The organism is Paraburkholderia sp. HC6.4b (assembly GCF_014200875.1).
Lineage (GTDB): Bacteria > Pseudomonadota > Gammaproteobacteria > Burkholderiales > Burkholderiaceae > Paraburkholderia > Paraburkholderia tuberum.
Genome location: NZ_JACHDC010000017.1, coordinates 155,256 through 174,851, shown reverse-complemented (window position 1 = coordinate 174,851; position 19,596 = coordinate 155,256). Strand labels below are relative to the sequence as shown.

Genomic DNA, 19,596 nt, shown 5'->3' with positions numbered 1-19,596 from the left:
AGAACTGCACGGCGGCCAAACGCTATTGTTTAACGTTCTAGAAAAATAGCTCGCGAGTGCTGTTACCTAGCTTCAGACCTTCAGCAACTCATTGGAGGCGCGTCGTTACCGTGACAACGCCCGTGAGGGATGTAGCCGAACCCGACGCTGTTCCCACAATCCGCGCAGCTCCTCGACGAGGGCTTCCCGTTGAGTCTGCTCAGGCGTAATTGAATCGAGAAGATGTCCGAGCACGGCTTCGCCTTCGATCCGCATCAGCAGATCGAACAACTCATGTGAAATACGCACACTGTCATAGTTGGAGCCGCCGGTGCGAATTTCGCACACCGTCTCCTGACGATCCCGCGCTGTGTGAGCGCGGACTCGATAGAGCGATGCATAGGGCGGCAGTGAAACCGCGAGCGCAGTCCAATGTTCCTGCGTTGCGAGCCGCTTTTTGACGAGGAACGGCCCGACCACAAGTCCATCCAGCTCTGTCGTCAGAAATGTGGCAATTGCGTCTGCAACCGAATCTACGATCGGCTCAGCGTTGTTATTAAAGGAAGTATTGAGCAGAATTGGGATTCCTGTCCGCTTCTTGAACGCATTAATAACCTCCCAGTAGGCGGGATTGGTCTTGCGCGATACTGTTTGCAGCCGCGCTGTACCGTCAATGTGCGTGATGGCGCCGAGCAAGGCACGCTTGGAGTCGCGCACGCGAACGACAAAATTCATAAAAGGGAATTCGCGGGTGCCCTCTGGGAGGTCAAAAAATTCGTGCGCATCGTCCTCGAGCACTGATGGCGCGAACGGTCGGTAACCCTCACGCTTTTTGACCATGGCGTTGATCCGGTCCTTGTTTGCGGCCGGCCTGGGATCGGCAAGAATGCTGCGGTTGCCAAGCGCGCGTGGCCCGAACTCCGAACGACCCTGCACCCAGCCGATCACGGCACCATTGGCCATCCAGTCCGCTGCTCTGCCTGCCACGTCATCACTGCGTTCAACGTGGAGGTGTCCGACCCACGCATTCAATTCTTGCTCCACGACCAGATCGCTCCCAAGATCGGGCCCCCAATAAACCTCCTGCAATCGCTCACGCGGCGCGGGCCGACCGAAGTCGCTTGACATCATAAGGGCAGCGCCTAATGCGCAACCGGCGTCATGCGCTGCGGGCTGCACGAAGATGTCTTCGAAAAGTCCCGAATACAGCAGCTTACCGTTCATGGTGCAGTTATGAGCTACTCCTCCGGCTATACACAGCCGCTTCATACCGGTGACCTCGCGATGATGGCGGAGAATGTGAAACACGATCCGCTCCAGCGCTTCCTGCAATGAAGCACCCACATCTCGATGCTGCTGTGTGAATGGCATTCCCTTTCGCCGGACCTGGATGCTGCGGAGCAACGTCGGACCGATGCGGTCCAGGTAGACGCGGTACTCACCGTTGGCGGACAGTTGATAGAGTTGCTCGAAGAGCCCGCGATAGGGAGCGGGATCCCCATAAGGTGCAAGCCCCATGACCTTGTATTCATCGAACAAGCCGTAACCGAGATACCGGATTGTTTCGAGATAAAACAGCCCTAGAGAATTATGCTCTGCGAAAGTCGCGAGTTGCGTAATTTCGGTTCCAGATCCGAGCGCCAAGAGCCCCGAGAGGAAATCACCGCCGCCATCGACCGCGAGGATCAGACTTTGCTCGAATCCAGACATCGCAAACGCGCTCACGGCATGCGCCAGATGGTGACTCACGAATGAGACTCGCGAAGGATCGACCTCGGTACCGAATTCCCGCATTAGTAAGTTACGCAGAAACAGCTTGGCATCCACCGGAATGGAGATGTTCGGCTGGGACAGGAACAGGCGTTCGAGCATAACGTTGCAATAGGCCTCGGTAGCGTAAAACGCGATGTGGTCGATATCGCTGAGCTGAATCCCTGCGGATGCGAGGCAGTATTGAATTGAACTGCTCGGGAACTTGTTAGAGTGCTTGATCCGGTTGAGGCGCTCCTCTTCGACGGCCGCTATTACGCGTCCGTCCCGGACAAGCACCGCAGCGCCGTCGTGCAGAAATGTGTTCGGCAGTTCGAGTGAATTTTCATGAACTTTGTCTAGCCCGCCGCTCACTCCTAAGCACAGCATGTTTCTCTCCTTCATCGTGGTAGGAAGCCCCTATTGGCAAAACTCGAACCCCTACCACATAGGTAAGGTAGGGTATCGCTCGCCGCTGCGAACACCGGTCAGAGGTCACCAGCCCAAAGAATCTCGCGTAGGGTCCGTCTGCAAAATGGCGCCGCAATTCATGAAAATTCTGTACCGTTTGGTCCAGGGTCGCGTTTCTTGGCGACGAAGGATGGCGCGACCAGAAAGCTGAAGCGCTGGAACCCCGAGGAAATCCCCAATCGTTGCCAAACATGCGGCGGGTTCGCGAGGAGGCTCCCGATGCATGTGATTGATCGACAACTGCTGCAACGTCATTTCCTCGGCTTTGCTCAGTTTTACGACACACTTCATCCACTATCCCGGCACCACGAAGGCGCCAGCAGGTTGCGAAATTGAAATGGATCTACCAGGAACACTATCCTCCATGCCGTACAATTCGTAAAATCGATTGTTTTGATGGAAGACATCTACATTATGGATAACTTGGGATCATGCGTTTCAAGGGCCTCGATCTAAATCTCCTCGTCGCGCTCGATGCTCTGATGACCGAGCGTAATCTCACCGCGGCGGCACGCAGCATCAACCTGAGCCAGCCGGCCATGAGTGCGGCCGTCGCCCGGCTACGCGCCTATTTTTGCGATGAACTATTTACGATGAGGGGCCGGGAATTTGTCCCAACACCGCGTGCGGAAGGGCTCGCTGCTCCAGTCCGGGAGGCTCTGGTGCACATCCAACTCTCCGTTATTTCCCAGGACGTGTTCAACCCAGCCAAATCGGATCGCCGCTTCAGGATCATTCTTTCCGATTTCATGACAGTCGTATTTTTTCGAAAGATCGTGGAGCGTATTGCACGGGAAGCTCCCGCCGTCAGTTTCGAATTGCTGCCACTTGCCGATGACCCCGATGAGGTTCTCCGGCGCGGCGAAGCCGATTTTCTTATCTTGCCGGAATTTTTCATGTCGAGCGCGCACCCTAAAGCGAAGCTGTTCGAGGAGACGCTCGTGTGCGTAGGCTGCCGCACGAACCAGCAGCTATCAGGGCAGCTCACATTCGAGAGATATATGTCGATGGGGCACGTTGTGGTCAAGTTCGGGCGTGCGCGGCAGCCCTCCATCGAGGAATGGTTTTTGCTTCAGCACGGTCTCAAGAGACGGGACGAGGTCATCGTGCCGAGCTTTAGCATGATCCCGCCTATGCTATTAAACACTGACCGTATAGGGACGATGCCCTTAAGGCTGGTCAAGTATTTCGAAAAAGCGATGCCTCTGCGGATCGTCGAACTTCCGCTGCCACGTCCCGCATTCACCGAGGCCGTCCAATGGTCTGCCCTTCACAACAGTGATCCGGCAAGCAATTGGATGCTGGAGATAATATTGGAGGAGGCGTCACGCATGATTCCTCTGCCTAAGACCACGCGAAGACCAATCCAGCCAAGTTAGGAAATGGGATCTTTCAGCAAGGTTTTTGCGGCATGGATTTGTGGGGTTTCGAGGGTTTTGTGGCGATATAACGTGTATCGGCACACCAGGCCTCATTCGGCGCGGTGACGGCAAACGCCTGATCGAGCAGGTTCGGCGCGACCGGCAAGGCGTGTGTCAATCTGGTTGTTGCCTTGATTTGCGTTTCCGGTTGCAACGCAACCCCTGCTTGCGACGCGGTCTCTTTATCGGATGTACGCCGAATTGTCGGCACCGCTGGGCTACCGGTTTCCACGGCTCGCTGAAAAACGTCCACGGCATGGCGTGCGCGCCCGCGCGAAGTGTGCGGCGAGCGTCGGCTTTGACTAGTGAAACGATCGCCATGAACTGCAATGGAGTTCTGCCATAGCCATGCCGGGGACATATTGTCAATCTGTCAGTTGATCTTCCGGCGGCGATTATCGGGATCCGGACTGTGCGAGCAAGGCTTCCACGACGTCCAAGCCTATGCAATCGATCGGGTCCAGCCTGCGCAGCTTGGCGATCAGCTTCAGTGCAACGGCGCGCTCACCGCGCCGCACGCTGATGAACGCGAGCGCCTTCAGTGTGAAGAGCCAGAAGCGGCCCGGACCAGGAATGGTGAAGTCGGTGTCGCCCGGCTGTACCGCACACCAGTCGCTGTCGAGCGACGCCTGCCGGGCGGCGACCGCCAAAGCCTTGGTCGCGACCTCCTGCGCCTCGCCAAGTTCACCCCGGTTCGCATGGAACTTATACAGCAGATAGTAGGGTGGCAGGCAGCGCGGGTACGACAGGACCGCAGTCCACAACGCGGCGGCCACATCGTCATTGCTGCCGCCGCGGGTTCTCTCGATCAGCTGTAGCACGGGGGAGGGAACGTTGCCGCCGAAGAGATCGGTCGATTCGATACCAGTAATGAGATTCATCAATTTGCTCCGATATGGTGAGTGGTGAGGCGTCCGGCCGCTTTTGCGGCGCTCGGAAGCCGATGTGACGATGGATGTGTTTGTCTACGCGAACCTGAACTGGATGCGATGCTCGCTGCGCGGACACGCCCATTCGAGGTTGTGATGGTCGGTGCACAGAATGCGGCAACTACGGGTCAATGTTCAGCTCAGTGCAGTCGGCGGTGAGGCCGGTCAAGAGCGTCGTTGCGACAGATCCGGCGAGATCCCGGGCCATCGAGGTTGCACCGAGCAGCAGAATCTCGGAGCGGTACTTGTTGACCGGGTCGGTCAGCCCCTTCGTGAACGGTTCGTTGCGATAGCCGAGCGACACAGGGTCGTGAATCACATACGCTTTGTCCGCGCCGAAACTGAACGCCTCACTGGCAAACTGCTCAAGCGGCTCGTCGGTACCGCCGAGCACGGCCACAGCGACACGACTGCCGAGTTTGTCGGCGGGCTTGCGCGCCTCACCGAGCAGCTCCCACGACACGCTATGCACGTGGCCGCGGTCGTGCTCGAGAAAGACCCAGACGCCCTGGTAGGCTTTCAGACGTTCGGGCAGATCGAGGTTAGGGCCGGCGGCCCGTTTGACCGGCGCGGCCGGCTTCTTTTCCGAGGCAGCGGGCGAGTTCAAGGGGCTCTCTTCATCAACAGGTCCGCCTCCAATGTAGGATGGCGAGCGAATATCTTGTGCACGAGTTTCAGCGACACGTCGCGCAGGCTGGACGCTTTGAAGACCTTTTGCTCCGCGGGCGTGGATACAGCGAAGTCGTTGTAGGCCTTCTGCAGTAAGCATCGATAGACGGCGAGCACGGCCGTCGCGTTGTTACGCGGCAGTTCTTTCTGTTGCTCGATATTCTGAAAGAAGCGCTTGAGGATGTGCAGGCGGCTCACGTTCACCACCTTATCGCCGAATGCGATGTCGAAGAATCGCAGGAAATCCTCGGCCGGCGACAGGTGACGCAGTTGTTCGATAACTTCTTGCATGTCGTTACTTCTATTGGACAAGTTTGGCCGCCATCACCACACTCACGACACCTTCACCCGCGTGCTGTGGACTTGGGTCAGGAAGCGGCGCAGATCGCTTGCATTCGGCGCCTGCTTGTACTGCGTGACGAAAGAGCGGATGCGCGCAAGCAGGAGCGGGATGAGCCGCTCCGACACCGTCACGCCTAGAGCGTCGTAGGCCTCACGCACACTTTGAGATCCAGAATGTTTCCCGAGTATCGTCGACCGTTGCCGGCCGAGCTCTGCCGGATCGAATCCCTCGTAGGTCGTGGGGTGCTTCGCGAGGCCGTCGGTGTGAATGCCCGACTCGTGAGTAAAGATGCTCCTACCGATGATGCTCTTGTTGAAGGAAACTGCGCGGCCTGAGGCTTGTTCGACCAGCGACGAAATGTCGGGCAGCGCTCTGGTGTCGACGCCAGTGTCTCGTCGCAGCAGGTGCCGCGCGCCCATCACGACTTCTTCCAGCGCTGCATTGCCGGCGCGCTCACCCAACCCGTTGACGGTGGTGCTCGCATGGGTCGCGCCGGCCCCAAGGGCGGCCAGTGTGTTGGCTGTGGCGAGCCCGAGGTCGTCGTGCGCATGGATTTCGATCTCCAGATCGACGGCGACGCGCAGCGCTGCAATGGCGTAGAAGGTCTTAAAGGGGTCCAGGATACCGACAGTGTCGGCAAAGCGCACGCGCTGGGCCCCGTGCTGCTGCGCGCATTGAGCCACTTCTATGAGAAATGAGGGATCCGCGCGCGAGGCGTCTTCCATGCCGAGGGAAATCTTGGGATGGTTTTTCGCTGCCTCGTCGACGACGCGTGCGATCTGCGCCAGTACCCAACTGCGCGACTGCCGCAGCTTGTGTTGCAAATGAATATCCGAAACGGGAACCGAGAGATGAACGATATCGGCATCGCAGCGCAATGCCGCGGTGAGATCCTCGTCGGTGAGGCGCCCCCAAACCATCAGGCGGGCGTCGAGGTTCAGGTCGACGATTGCAGCGATGCACGCCATTTCGTCTTCGCCCATGGCAGGAATTCCGATTTCGAGTTCGGCCACGCCGGCTTGCGACAGTGCGGCGGCAATCGCGCATTTTTCCTCGCTGCGAAACGCGACGCCGGCGGTCTGCTCGCCGTCACGAAGCGTCGTGTCATTGATGATCGGATTGAGCATGTCAGGTCTCTTGAGTTGTCGGCGATGGATCGCAAGCGTTGTGCCAAGCGAGCATCTACAGTCGGAGCACAATTTGCGGGATGTTGACCGGCACAATGTCGGGTTATGGCGGTGCATCGTCCGATTGTTGGTGTCGCGAATGTTACGTTCCGGACAATGCGGCAGCGCTGGAGGTGGCTCGATCGATGCCCGCAAGACCCGCCGCGATCAGGGCCGCAAAAGCGAGATACGGATTCAGATCCGCACCGCCAATGCGGCACTCAACGCGGACGGCGTCCGAGCCTTCGCCGTAAAGGCGGAAACCGACCGTCCGATTGTCTTGGCTCCATGCGACCTTGGTCGGCGCGAACGTACCGATCTGGAATCGCCTGTAGGAGTTGATGTGGGGCGCCAGAAAGAGGGTGATGTCCTTCGAATATTTCTACAGGCCCCCAAGGTAATGGTGCATTAGATTGAGACGTTTATATGCGGATGCGGTACGAACGCTTTGCCGCGCGGCAACGTTTCACAGGGGAATCTTGTCCGTGCAAAATCTGGCGGTGGGCGAGTGCCGAGCTGCTTGCGGTAAGGCTCAGTAGCTCCCAGTTTTCACGGAGTCGACGGATGCACAAATCGTTAGTCGGTAAGGGATTTTAGAAACCAACTGCTAGATTCTCTATTGCTCAATGTACACAGCGCATAGACTTTCAGGGGGAGCAAGAGAAAGAGGTTAATGGGTGTGTGAAGAGAAAAGCCAATAAATCGAATCTGGCGAGCGCGAACCGATGCCCACGCTACAGCGGATCATGGTCAATGATGCGATTATCAGGGCAGTCCACCACGGCACTGTCACTGTCAATGCGAGCTGCGCGAGCCCCCGCTAGAAGCGATAAGGCGAGAAATAGCGAGCCCAGATTCTGTCCGATCACGTCCAGCGTAAGGTAGCGATCTAGACAGGGCAGCAGGCGCAGCGAAAGCAACGTGTCCCGATAAGTACTGCGCGCCCAGCGCAGTTGTTGGCGCAGATACACCCCCAGTCTGTCCGGAACGACTGTCGCCGCAATGGCGTCCGGAACGTACTCGGTCCGATAACCTGCCGTCAGCACGAGAATCGTGAGATGACGGTCCTCGCCGAAGTCGCTCGGCTTCCCGCGAAAAATTTGCGTCTCGTACTGATCTAGAAGCAAAAGGACCGCGGAGCGCATAAGACGAGACAGCGACAGTGCTAGTTGCGCCAAGCATGTTCATAGGGTGTCTGGTTTGTCCGGTTAGGTTGAGGAAGCGATCGGATTGCAAACCCCCGGTCATGCAATGCTGGAATCATGAGGGAAAGCGCCATGAGGGTCTGCTCGCGCCGACCAGCGTGAGTGCATCGTCCCAACTCATCGGGAGGGCATCCGTCGTGCAAGAGCACAATTGCACCCGGCCGGACAGAGGCCAGCACTGCGCTCACAATCGCGTCCACGCCGGGACGAGACCAGTCTCGCGGGTCTACCGACCAGTGGAGGGGCGCCAGACCAGCGCTCGCTGACGTAGTGAGCACTGCTTCGGTCCACATGCCATACGGGGCACGCATATACCGCAGCGAAGCATGGGGGCTCGCCATCCTGATGACCCTGCTTGCCGTTAGTATTTCCTGTTGTACTTCGGTGGGTTCGCATCTGGACAGGTCCGGATGAGTCATCGTGTGGTTTGCGACCTCGTGCCCTTCTGCGATCATCCGTCGGATCAGCTTCGGCTGGTCCGCTGCGTACGCGCCGATGACGCAGAAAGTCGCTGGCACCCGGTGTTCCGCCAGCACATCGAGGACGTCCGGTGTGCAAAATGGATTAGGGCCGTCGTCAAACGTCAAATAGACGTCGCGACGTCCGTTGGTGTCAGCGCACTCGCTGCGCGCTTCGGATAAGCAGTGCCTCACAGCTCTGGCCCGTTTCGATCAATTATCGTTCCGGTCGGCCAATCGCTCATTGACCGTCCAATCGGTAAGACGACAATGAGTACGTCCTCGATGCGCGTGGGCGGCGTGTCGAGATGCACTTCTCGAAGGGTCGACCTCACGCGAACTCCAGACACAATAGTCGCCAGACCGGGTCGGCCGAGCAGCCTTGCAATGTGTTGCCGCAACGCGTGTCGAACCGTGCCGAAGCCGAATGGAACGCCAAGTTCCTGCAATACGGGATACATCACGCGCATTAATTGAGGGATTCCGAGTCCCTCAAGATCCGGACGTACCGCGTACAATCCTAGTTCGGCCACTAGTAGATCGACTGCGCCAACCTTGATGAAACGGCGCAGTGCGCCGATATGAGCCGCTACGCCGCGCGCGTCGTAGCCGATTGCACGGAACTCTGGCCGCGCACCAGCCCAACTGTGATTGCCTTCGAATGGTTTTGCATTAAACGCCCCGGTCGGTCCGTAGGTCTTTCGGAAGAACTCGGACAGTTCGATGTGGTCGGCGAGTCGCAACTCATTTTCCCAAACCAGCCTCCACCGCACCTGAGAGCGCACGGAGAGAGGTCCTCTATCTGTGGACACGGCCAAATTCACGACTGCCTCCTATGCGCCGTCCGGCCTTTGAGGGTGGACCTGACGGACGCGAAGGACTTGCTGAGAAAGCGGTTCGATTTCGAGAAATCATCTGCACTCTGGAACAGTTCTGGGATGAAGCCCGAAGAAAAGAGTATTTCCGTCAACGCTTCACGGACCGATCGAACCTCATCCACGATGGAGATTACATCGAGTGCGCGTGCCTTTCGCACCGGATCTACCAAAGACTTCCCCCGCATCTTCCGCACGATCTGACCGCGATTGACACGAGATCCATTTGGCAGGGTCGCTGAAGCAATTGGCACCTGCAAACGGCTGCTCCCGATTCGTCGCGAAGCCAAGGCGAAGTCGAGGGTTGCCTCAACTGTACGAAGGTAAGCGGCCGATATAGAAAGGGTTTGGAGAACTATGCGCAGTTTTGCCGGTAGTAAGCGCCTACGCGACCCGCCGGACGCTTGTCGCGTCGTGTCGGCGCGATCCAGCTTGCCCATGCCGCCGAAGACCGTGGCCGCATTGGACATGTGCCTCGGTTGATGCTCGGCGTACACCTGAGGATTTTTCTCGGCGTCAGGGCAAAGACCGACAACCATCTTGATATGCCCAAATTCTATTTCTCCGGCCCGACGTTTTGCCGCAGTATTCATGAGAGCGTCCACGAGAAATTGACTTGAAATTTGGTGCCGTGTCCGCCGAGAAAGTTCAGCGAGTTCGGGATCTGCGATTTCCTTCGTCCAGGTGATGAAGCGCCGCCAGTGGTGCTTCATGTGCCCACCGTTATGGCCGCCCATCGGGCCGGACACGCCGCTGTTGCGCCATGCGTGAGCCAGTCACAGATCGACTGCCCGCTCACGCCGAGTTGCTCGGCGGTGAGCTTGCGCTTGATCCTGTGTCCGAGCGGCGACAGGGCCGCCGCTCGCATGCGCGTGTCCCGATGCATGTGATTGATCGACAACTGCTGCAACGTCATTTCCTCGGCTTCGCTCAGTTCTACGACACACTTCATCCGCTACCCCGGCACGACGAAGGCGCCAGCAGGTTTGCGAAATTGAAATGGATTTACCAGGAACACTATCCTCCATGCCGTACATTTCGTAAAATCGATTGTTTTGATGGAACGCATCCACACTATGGATAAGTTGGGATCATGCGTTTCAAGGGCCTCGATCTAAATCTGCTCGTCGTGCTCGATGCTCTGATGACCGAGCGTAATCTCACCGCGGCGGCACGCAGCAAGGCCCAACTCAACGTCGTTCGCTACGCCGATGACTTTATTGTGACCGGTATGTCGAAAGAAGTGCTCGAATTCGAGGTGCTTCCGGCGCTCAGGCAGTTTATGGCCGCTCAAGGTCTGGAGCGCTCGGAAGAGAAGACCCGGATCACGAACATTGCAGACGGTTTCGATTTCCTTGGCCAGAACGTGCGCAAGTACGACGGCTACTGGCCCAGCGCCTGTGAAGATACTTGGGGTTGCCAAAACAATAGAGGTAGTGAGGATGGCTGGCACCTAGAGCCCGGAGGGCTTTTTTTTGCACCTGAAACGTTACGCTAACGCAGCCATGACTTACCAAACCAGATTAATCGGACCGATAGGCTCGGATGTGACGATCTGAAAACAGTTTCCATACGTCCTTGGCCAGTTCAAGACGGACATTTTGTCGCCCGACACGGAAGCGCTTCTTGTGCCAAATATCCCGCTGCACCGGGCGGGCACGCCCGAAGAGGTCGCAAAGATAGATCATCTTCGTCCTATGCTCGGATGCGGCGAGTTATCTCACGGGCACCGAGGCAGCAATCAATAATGGACGACACCTGTAATCGGCTGCACCTGGAGTAGACAAATCGCAGTTGATTTGAGCGACATCAATGGAACTCGAGTTCCTAACGGAATCCACGCAGCGAGATCGCAAAAGCAGAAAATAAGTACATCAAGGCACTACAGTTTCACCGTCCTTCCATGAAAAGGCATTATCTTTTGAAGACAGCCCATGAAATTGGGCGCTAGATCGAGGATGATATGCAACACAATGCCCGCAAATCCGAACAAGGTGACGGGGAGCACGGTCCCCACAACGGGGAAGTCGTCATGCTGCATATCGCTTCCGTACGCGAAAGGCCTAGCTCAAAGTCCGAGGCGGACCACGCGGTCCCTATTGTGCAGTGGCACGAGAGCGTGCTTACCGGCATCTTCGAAATATCGAAGGTACTGACCGCTCCCTACCGGCTCGAAGTCACGTTGGCCAACGTCATCGATCGCCTGCAATCGTTTGTTCAGATGCGGCTCGGTATCGTCTCTCTCTTCGACGATGATGGCGTACCGGACATTACCGTTGGCGCGGACTGGAGCGAAGGCAGCGATGAGCACTACCGGATGCGCCTGCCGCAGAAGGCAATTGACCAGATCATGGCGACGGACAGGCCGCTCGTCGCCGAGAACATAGCGGTGCATTCGGGCTTCAGTGCCGCCGACATGGGCGTGCTCGGTGCCTCCGACAACATGCGAGTGTCGTTCATTGGCGTCCCTATTCGCATCGACGCGAAAGTCGTAGGCACGCTGACCATCGACCGCATCCTGGACTATGGGTCGAACTTCCGGCTCGATTGCGACGTGCGGCTGCTTACCATGGTCGCCAACCTGGTAGGGCAGACGGTGAAGCTGCATCGCTTTTTCAGGAGCGACCGCGAGCGACTGATGGCGGGGAAGGACGGGCTGCAAAAGCCATTGTCCGAGCTCAAGCACCCTGCAGGTGAGCGTAAGAAGTTTCAGATCGACGGGATCATTGGCGACAGCCCGGCGCTGCGCGGGCTGCTCGCGAAGATCGCGGTGGTAGCCGAATCGAACAGCACGGTTCTGTTGCGCGGCGAATCCGGTACCGGGAAGGAGCTGGTCGCCAAGGCCGTTCACGAGTTGTCGCCGCGCGCCAAGCGGCCCTTCATCAAGCTCAATTGCGCGGCGCTCCATGAGACGGTGCTGGAATCCGAATTGTTCGGTCATGAGAAGGGTGCCTTTACCAGCGCCTTCAATTCGCGTAAGGGGCGCTTCGAGCTCGCCGACAAGGGGACGCTGTTTCTGGACGAGATCGGCGAGATCTCGGCCTCGTTCCAGGCAAAGCTGCTGCGCGTCCTGCAGGAGCAAGAATTCGAGCGCGTCGGCAGCAACCAGACCATCAAGGTCGATGTTCGCGTGATTGCCGCCACGAACAAAAACCTGGAAGAGGCGGTGGCAAGGAACGAGTTCCGCGCCGACCTTTATTATCGCCTCTGCGTGGTTCCCTTGCTGTTGCCGCCGTTGCGTGAAAGGCGCAGTGATATTCCGCTCCTCGCCGTGGAGTTTCTCGATAATTTCAACAGCGAGAACGGCCGTACGCTGAGCTTCGATGCGAGCGCGATTGAAGTATTGATGAACTGCGGTTTTCCCGGCAATGTCCGCGAGCTCGAGAATTGCGTGCAGCGGAGCGCGACCTTGGCGCCGGGACCAGCGATCGTGAGAAACGACTTTGCCTGCTGCCACGGCCAGTGCCTGTCCGCGATGCTGTGGAAGAGCCGATCGGACGAAATTGCGCTGCAGCCCGGGCGAATCGTACCAGTGCCCGTGAAGCCGGCTACGCCGCGGGCTGAGGCTGCTACGTCGGGCGCAGTTGCTGCGGTCCAGCCTGTCGGCAGCGAGCGGGCTCCGTTAGCGGCTGGCGGCGCAGTCCTCGGAAGTGATGCGAAGATGACCAACCGCGAGCGTCTCATCGCCGCCATGGAAAGGTCCGGCTGGGTGCAGGCAAAAGCGGCGCGGCTGCTTGGACTGACGCCGCGCCAGATTGGCTACGCGCTGAGGAAATACGGTGTCGAGATCAAGCGTCTCTGAAAGTAGGGGTGCCCTCGAGAAACGGATTTTTTCGTACGCTAAGACTTTGCCCTAGCCGATTTTGCGGTGCGCAGCGGCCTGAATCGCCCCTTGGCAACGCGTTTGTTGGCATGCCATACGTAGTCGCCGGTTAGGTTGATGTGATTCCAGCCGAGCGGCGCGACGTGGGGGATCAGACTCTCGTCGACCTCGCGCTGCTCCCGCAAGCCGGCGATTGAACGTTCCAGATACACCGTGTTCCACAGCGTGATCGCAGCCACCACCAGATTCAGGCCGCTGGCCCGGTAGCGCTGGTTCTCATACGAACGGTCCCGTATCTCACCCAGCCGGTAGAAGAATACGGCGCGGGCCAGTGAATTACGCGCTTCGCCCTTATTCAGCCCGGCGGACACGCGCCGGCGCAAAGCCGGGTCCTGCAGCCACTTCAAGGTGAACAGTGTGCGTTCGATGCGGCCGAGCTCGCGCAGGCCGACCGCAAGACCGTTCTGCCGCGGGTACGCGCTCAGCTTGCGCAGGATCAGCGAGGCCGTCACCGTACCTTGCCGGATCGACGCAGACAGGCGCACCACGTCGTCGAACTCCCGTTCGATCAATTTCCGGCTGATCGATCCTCCGATCAGCGACGACAGCGCCGGCCAGTCGCCCGGCTTGCCGGGCACATACAGATTCTTGTCGGCAAGATCGGCGATGCGCGGCGCGAACTCGAATCCGAGGAAGTGACACAGCGCGAACACGTGGTCGGTGAAGCCAACTGTGTCCGTGTAGTGTTCCTCGATGCGTAACTCGGACTCGTGATACAGCAAGCCATCAAGCACATGCGTGGCGTCCCGCACCGGCGAATTGATGACCTTGGTCTGAAACGGCGCGTACTGATCGGAGATGTGCGTATAGAACAGCACGCCGGGTTCATTGCCGTATTTCGCGTTGCGATATCCGCCGGCCTGGCCATGGCCGCCGGCACGGAAGCGCTGACCATCCGATGAAGAGGTGGTGCCCTCGCCCCAGTACGCGGCAAAGGGCAGGCCATGCTGAAAGTTGATCAGCTCCGCCAGTCCCTTCTGGTAGGTCTCGTCGCGGATATACCAGGCGACCAGCCACGACAGCTTGGCAGCGCTGGTGCCCGGACAGGCGTCCGCCATTTTCTCGAGCCCGAGGTTGAATGCGTCGGCGAGGATGGCAGTCAGCAACAGCGTCCGGTCAGGCGGCTCAGCTTCGCTTTTCAGGTGCGTGAAGTGCCGCGTAAAGTCGGTCCACTGATCGACCTCAAGCAGCAGATCCGTGATCTTCACGCGTGGCATCAGGTCATATAATCAGGTCATATACCTGCTGTGTGAGCACGTCGGCCTCTGCTGGTGTCGCGTCATCCAGCGGTGTGATTTTGAGCCCCTTGTCGTTCAGCTCGACGTCCGGCAACTCGCCCGCTGCCGCAAGCCGGGCTGTTTCGTCGAGGGCTTCGCGTAGACGCTCGAATCGCTCGTCGAGATAGCTCGTCGCCGACGTTTCAACAGCCAGCCCAAGTCGATTCTCGCGATGGTGTGTGTCAAATGTGGCGCGCGGCATCAGATACTCATCGAAGTCCTTGAACTGACGGCTGCCGATTACCGATACGTCACCCGAGCGTAGCGCGTTCTTCAATTCGCTCATGGCGGCCAGCTCGTAGAACTTCCGATCGATACCTCCTTCCTTGACGCGGCTTGACGAAGCCTTTCGGTGCGTCGGCTGGCACCTTGCGCGCATCGGCACGATTCATTGTGCGCAGCGTTCCGATCTCATCCATCAGATCCTGGCGGGCGGCCGCCGCCCGGAAATCGAAGGTGTCGATGAAAGTTCGGGGAATAGCGCTGCAACTGCGTGTAGTGGTCAACGAGCAGTGCCGTCGAATCGAATTCCGCGTCACGCGCGAGCTGTTCGGCTTCGTGCACGCTTGCGGTAAAAGTCTCCCACGGCACAATAGCCTCGATCGCCCGGAACGGATCGTCCCCGGTTTCTTTTGCGGCGATCAGTGCGCCGCCGACTTTCGCATAGAGACGCACCTTGTCATTGACGGCTTTACCCTCGGCAGCGAAGCGCTTTTCATACTTGTGCTTGGCCTTCGTGAAGAACGATCCGATCAGGCGATCATGCAGGTTGAGAATCTCATCGGTCAGCGTCGCGGCGGTGTCGAGCAGAATCGCGACCAGGGTAGCGTGGCGCCGATCAGTTTCATATTCCTCAATCTGGTAGACCGCAGTTTGTTCGCCTTCACGTGCCAGCCGCAGTAGCCGGTTCTGATGGATATCGCGGCCAATGTCCGGCGGCAGGCCCAGCGCCCGGATCTCTTGCAATCGCTCGATATGAGCCAGCACGGCCTTTGCGCTGGGCTCGCCAGGCGATTGCCTTAGCCATGCCAGCTTGCTCACGGGACGATCAGTCAGCAACGACAGGCGCTGATCGAGCGAATTGCGCTGTTCGTCCGTCAACGGCGCGGTCAGCAGCCGGAACACTTCGCGCTGCGCGCGGGTGGCGACGGCGGCACACCGTTTTTCGAGCGCAGCTACCGGCGGCAACAGCACATGCCGGCGTCGAAGTTCTTCCACGGCGGCCTGCGCGAGCACCATGCCCTGCGTGGTCTGCATCGCGACCGGCAACAGCAACTCGACCAGCGCACGATAGTGCAGTCGGCTGAATTGCGCCAGGCCCAACCTGGCCAGGAGTTCCTGCAGATGTTCCCGACGCGTTTCGTCGCGCGTCGCGTATACGTCCCACACCGCCGGCGTGACGCCCAGTTGTGCAGCGACGATACCGATGATCGGCACGTGTGGCTTCTCGGCCGGCCCCAGTACTCGACCCGGAAAGCGCAGGTAGACCATCAGCACTGCGATGCCGAGCCGGTTGTGGCCGCCTCGATGCTGGCGCACGAACGCGAAGTCCTCCGCCGACAACGTGGCCGGGCGAATCAGTTCGCTTTCATCTTCTGGAAAAGCAAACAGCTGGAATCGCTGCGCAGGCGTAAGGAGTTCGCGGCGGGGCACGATTCACCGCGCCGAGCGAAGATACTGATACAGCGTTTCGCGGCTAACGCCAAATTCACGAGCGATCTGGGCTTTACGTTCGCCAGCGTCCACGCGACGGCGAAGGTCGGCAACCTGCGCGTCGGACAAGGCCGGCTTACGACCGCGATAGGCGCCGCGTTGCTGCGCCAGGGCGATGCCCTCACGCTGACGTTCGCGAATCAGCGCACGCTCGAATCCCGCAAAGGCCCCCATTACCGACAACATCAGATTCGCCATCGGCGAGTCCTCGCCCGTGAACGTCAAGCAGTCCTTGGAGAACTCGATGCGCACGCCGCGTTGGGTCAGCGCCTGCACGACATGGCGCAGGTCGTCCAGATTCCGCGCGAGCCGGTCCATAGTATGCACGACTACCGTGTCGCCGCTGCGCACGAACGTCATCATCGCGTCGAGCTGCGGCCGCTTCGTGTCTTTCCCCGACGCCCTGTCGGTAAAGGTGCGATCGAGCTCGATTCCGTCGAGCTGGCGCTCGGCGTTCTGCTCGAACGAACTGACCCGCACGTATCCGACACGCTGACCGTTCATGGGGAATTTCCGACAAAGGTGTCAGCCTGAAATCTATGACTTCGGCAACTCCGCGCAAACAATTGACGGGAAGGCCCTATCCTGACGACTCTGACGGTCTTGCCTGACATCAGGTTAGGGTATGCCCAACCCTGACTCACCCCATCGGGCCCTTGCGCCCAATTGTCCCCGAGACTCCGCCACTACCTGCTCACGTGCCACAGGGTCATCGCACTACAGATGCCTCTGTGCAGGCTCTTGAGGTGGACCGCGTCGGCGGCCTGGCACCAGCTTATCGCTGCGCAGGCTCATTTTCCGTTGGGAATGCGTCCTGGATCAGCTCCAAAACCGCCGTCCAGGCTCATGAGCCGGTGGACAGCACTGAGTGTTAACAATGGTCAAGTCTCTTGTCACTAGTCAAAAACTTCAGACAATTAAGACTAGTCCAATTTACCTCGCATTGGTTAAACAGATATTCTAACCGCCAGCATGCACTCAATGCTCGACTCGACGTCCCAATCCGACGGCTTACTCTCCCGATCTCTCCTTCGGAGATATATACGATGTTTTCCAGAATGCGCGCGGATTTCTCCGCGTCTGCCGCCATCGCCGGACTCATCGCACTTGTAGCAACCTATAGCGGTCCGGTACTGATCGTTGTGCAGGCGGCACAGGCCGGGCATCTTTCTCACAGTCTGCTATCGACTTGGATCTGGGCGGTTTCGATCGGTGCTGGAGCATTAGGTCTGTGGCTTAGCGTACGGCACAAAATGCCGGTCATCGGCGCTTGGTCGACACCCGGCGTAGCACTCCTGATCAGCGGTCTCGCCCACTATCCATTCAGTGATGTTATAGGCTGCTATCTCGTTGTGGCGATCATCATCGCAGTTGTCGGCCTGTCAGGTCTCTTTGGTCGACTGATCCAGTACCTGCCAGCGCATCTGCTCTCCGCCATGATCGCCGGCGTGCTCTTCGAATTCTGCGCTGGGATATTCCAGTCTCTGCAGTCTGCTCCCGCCGTTGTCCTGCCGGTCATTGTTGCGTATGTCGTCTGTCGGCGCATCATCCCGCGCTACGCCGTTGCGCTTGCGCTGCTGACTGGTGTGATCGCGGCGATGTCTGGCACAAACTTCACAGTGCGAGGACTTGACCTGAGTATCGTAAGGCCCGAACTCACGGTTCCAAGCGCTTCTCCCGAAGCGCTGATTGGCCTTGGGCTGCCTTTGCTTCTGCTTGCCCTTACCCAGTATGCCACCTCAATCCACGTTCTCCGTAACGCGGGATACGATATATCGCCCAGATCGGTAGTTGGCGTAAGCGGACTAATGTCCATTCCTCTCTCCCTTTTTGGAAACTCAGGCATCAACCCTGCGGCCATCGTAGGTGCGATGTGTGCGAGCTCCGAATGCCATGAAAATCCACAGCGTCGATACATCTCCGGCGTTGTTTGTGGCATTGGCTACCTCTGCATCGGCACGTTTGGCGCATCCATCATCGCGCTCTTTGCCCGTTTGCCTGAAGGTCTCACAACCACCCTGGCAGGTCTGGCGTTGCTCGGAACGTTCGTCTCAAGCCTCTCGTCCTCCCTCGCCAATGAATCCCATCGCGAATCATCGGTCATTACTTTCGCGGTCACGGTCTCCGGCATGTCTTTCTTGGGCTTAGGCTCCGCACTGTGGGGACTGGTCGCCGGGGTTGTGTTTTCGCTAGCCCTGTCAAGGAGGCACCCCGCAAGTCCCGCCAAGCAATCAGCTGTTGGCGCTCCCGAGAAAGGGACGCCAAATACAGGCCTCTCAGAGCGCACCTGATCCCAATATCGCCAACCCACATAGACAACGATGGCGTACTGAGACATGGCAACCGAGAACAGATGGGTAGTGAAGATTGGCAGTTCGTTGCTTACCAACGACGGCAGAGGGCTTGATCGTGAAGCACTGGCCCGTTGGGTAGACGATATAGCCGGACTGCAGCGCGGCGGCATGGAAATCGTTGTCGTGTCCTCCGGCGCAGTCGCCGAAGGCATGAGCCGGCTTGGATGGCGCAAGAGGCCAGACGACCTTCCATTTCTGCAGGCTGCGGCTGCTGTCGGCCAGATGGGCCTCATGGAAGCATACGGGGCGAGCTTCCGCCGTAGCGGCATATGTGCAGCCCAAGTCCTTCTCACGCACGAAGACTTCGCCAGTCGTCAGCGATACATGAATGTACACGCGACCCTTCGTAAGCTCGCTCAAATGCGCGCCATACCTGTCATCAATGAGAACGATACGGTTAGCACTCGAGAGATCTGTTTCGGTGATAACGACATGCTGGCAGCGCTTGTTGCCAATCTGACCGCTGCCGACCGCCTAGTGATTCTGACGGACCAGCGAGGCCTGTTCTCCCACGATCCACGGATGGATCCGGGTGCCGACTTGATAAGGCAGGCTTCCGCTGAGGACGACAGCCTTTTTGACATTGCCGGAAGCGCGAGCAAATGGGGCCGAGGCGGGATGCTAAGCAAAGTGAAAGCGGCCAGGATGTTCGCCCTTTCGGGTGGCATCACAACGATAGCGTCAGGACGTGTGGAGGGGGTACTCGGACAGATTCGATCCGGCATGGCTGTCGGTACAGAACTACGCCCCGGCCAGCAGCGTCTTCTCAAACACAATCAATGGTTGGCCGGACAGTCAATTACGCACGGCACGATCGTGCTCGATGCTGAAGCCGCGCGCGCGGTTGCGCAGCATGGCCGAAGCATTCGACCGGATGGCGTACTTCATGTACGAGGTAATTTCGACCGCGATCAAGTGATCCAGATTACAGATCCCGAGGAGCGAGCTCTTGCCAAAGGCCTCAGCAATTACAGCGCACGAGAAATGAATCGGATGGTCGTCCCAAGGACGTCTATGGCACACCTTCCACGGAGTGATCAGAGCATCACGGAGTTGGTACATCACGCAAACATCGTTTTGGAACTTTACAAAGGGAGATTGTAG

Annotated in this window: 15 protein-coding genes and 4 pseudogenes; 5 read left to right on the top strand and 14 right to left on the bottom strand. The window is 58.5% G+C overall.

What is annotated here, in order from left to right; translation table 11 throughout:
- Positions 1 to 105: 105 nt before the first annotated feature.
- The gene (locus tag HDG34_RS25220; protein ID WP_184063019.1) at positions 106 to 2,118 is read right to left on the bottom strand and encodes a carbamoyltransferase; all 2,013 of its coding nucleotides are present in this window, start codon (positions 2,116 to 2,118) and stop codon (positions 106 to 108) included.
- A 512-nt stretch (positions 2,119 to 2,630) separates the two neighbouring features.
- Between HDG34_RS25220 and HDG34_RS25210 the strand changes: the two genes are divergently transcribed.
- The gene (locus HDG34_RS25210; RefSeq protein ID WP_184063017.1) at positions 2,631 to 3,578 is read left to right on the top strand and encodes a LysR family transcriptional regulator; all 948 of its coding nucleotides are present in this window, start codon (positions 2,631 to 2,633) and stop codon (positions 3,576 to 3,578) included.
- Between the two features lie 58 nt (positions 3,579 to 3,636).
- Here the strand turns inward: HDG34_RS25210 and HDG34_RS25205 are convergent.
- From HDG34_RS25205 to HDG34_RS25155, 11 genes and pseudogenes are all read right to left on the bottom strand, one after another.
- Positions 3,637 to 3,785: pseudogene (locus HDG34_RS25205) on the bottom strand (IS3 family transposase); the annotation flags it as partial.
- A gap of 230 nt (positions 3,786 to 4,015) precedes the next feature.
- Entirely contained in the window at positions 4,016 to 4,501 is a 486-nt protein-coding gene (locus HDG34_RS25200) for a hypothetical protein (protein WP_184063013.1), read from the bottom strand.
- A 172-nt stretch (positions 4,502 to 4,673) separates the two neighbouring features.
- Positions 4,674 to 5,156: pseudogene (locus HDG34_RS25195) on the bottom strand (electron transfer flavoprotein subunit alpha/FixB family protein); the annotation flags it as partial.
- On the bottom strand, positions 5,153 to 5,509 hold the full coding sequence (nifW, locus tag HDG34_RS25190) for a nitrogenase-stabilizing/protective protein NifW (RefSeq protein WP_260321329.1): 357 nt from the start codon (positions 5,507 to 5,509) through the stop codon (positions 5,153 to 5,155). The gene nifW and the pseudogene HDG34_RS25195, both read right to left, overlap by 4 nt.
- 42 nt (positions 5,510 to 5,551) lie before the next feature.
- On the bottom strand, positions 5,552 to 6,688 hold the full coding sequence (nifV, locus tag HDG34_RS25185) for a homocitrate synthase (RefSeq protein ID WP_184063011.1): 1,137 nt from the start codon (positions 6,686 to 6,688) through the stop codon (positions 5,552 to 5,554).
- A gap of 142 nt (positions 6,689 to 6,830) precedes the next feature.
- Positions 6,831 to 7,046, bottom strand: coding sequence for a hypothetical protein (locus HDG34_RS25180; protein WP_311734875.1), 216 nt, complete (start codon positions 7,044 to 7,046; stop codon positions 6,831 to 6,833).
- 415 nt (positions 7,047 to 7,461) lie between these two features.
- On the bottom strand, positions 7,462 to 7,905 hold the full coding sequence (locus tag HDG34_RS25175) for a glycosyltransferase family 2 protein (protein ID WP_260321328.1): 444 nt from the start codon (positions 7,903 to 7,905) through the stop codon (positions 7,462 to 7,464).
- Positions 7,893 to 8,585, bottom strand: a complete 693-nt coding sequence (gene nodB, locus HDG34_RS25170; protein ID WP_184063009.1) for a chitooligosaccharide deacetylase NodB — start codon at positions 8,583 to 8,585, stop codon at positions 7,893 to 7,895. Before nodB ends, HDG34_RS25175 begins: the two co-directional genes overlap by 13 nt.
- Entirely contained in the window at positions 8,582 to 9,163 is a 582-nt protein-coding gene (locus tag HDG34_RS25165) for a NodA family N-acyltransferase (RefSeq protein WP_279633854.1), read from the bottom strand. The genes nodB and HDG34_RS25165 overlap by 4 nt, the downstream gene beginning before the upstream one ends.
- A gap of 47 nt (positions 9,164 to 9,210) precedes the next feature.
- The gene (locus HDG34_RS25160; RefSeq protein ID WP_184063007.1) at positions 9,211 to 9,978 is read right to left on the bottom strand and encodes a hypothetical protein; all 768 of its coding nucleotides are present in this window, start codon (positions 9,976 to 9,978) and stop codon (positions 9,211 to 9,213) included.
- Positions 9,975 to 10,217, bottom strand: a complete 243-nt coding sequence (locus tag HDG34_RS25155; RefSeq protein WP_184063005.1) for a hypothetical protein — start codon at positions 10,215 to 10,217, stop codon at positions 9,975 to 9,977. Before HDG34_RS25155 ends, HDG34_RS25160 begins: the two co-directional genes overlap by 4 nt.
- A 231-nt stretch (positions 10,218 to 10,448) precedes the next feature.
- Between HDG34_RS25155 and HDG34_RS25150 the strand changes: the two are divergent.
- Positions 10,449 to 10,763 (top strand): annotated as a pseudogene (locus HDG34_RS25150) (reverse transcriptase domain-containing protein); the annotation flags it as partial.
- 465 nt (positions 10,764 to 11,228) lie between these two features.
- Entirely contained in the window at positions 11,229 to 13,067 is a 1,839-nt protein-coding gene (gene nifA, locus HDG34_RS25145) for a nif-specific transcriptional activator NifA (protein ID WP_184063003.1), read from the top strand.
- A 38-nt stretch (positions 13,068 to 13,105) separates the two neighbouring features.
- Here the strand turns inward: nifA and HDG34_RS25140 are convergent.
- Both HDG34_RS25140 and HDG34_RS25135 read right to left on the bottom strand, forming a co-directional pair.
- Positions 13,106 to 16,078 (bottom strand): annotated as a pseudogene (locus HDG34_RS25140) (Tn3 family transposase).
- 3 nt (positions 16,079 to 16,081) lie between these two features.
- A complete protein-coding gene (locus HDG34_RS25135) occupies positions 16,082 to 16,642 on the bottom strand; it encodes a recombinase family protein (RefSeq protein WP_184063001.1) in 561 nt (186 codons plus the stop codon).
- A gap of 542 nt (positions 16,643 to 17,184) precedes the next feature.
- On the opposite strand from HDG34_RS25135, the gene HDG34_RS25130 reads away from it, so the two are divergent.
- Both HDG34_RS25130 and proB read left to right on the top strand, forming a co-directional pair.
- Complete coding sequence (locus HDG34_RS25130; RefSeq protein WP_090811355.1) at positions 17,185 to 18,429, top strand: benzoate/H(+) symporter BenE family transporter; 1,245 nt, start codon at positions 17,185 to 17,187, stop codon at positions 18,427 to 18,429.
- A gap of 45 nt (positions 18,430 to 18,474) precedes the next feature.
- Positions 18,475 to 19,596, top strand: a complete 1,122-nt coding sequence (gene proB, locus HDG34_RS25125) for a glutamate 5-kinase (RefSeq protein WP_184062999.1) — start codon at positions 18,475 to 18,477, stop codon at positions 19,594 to 19,596.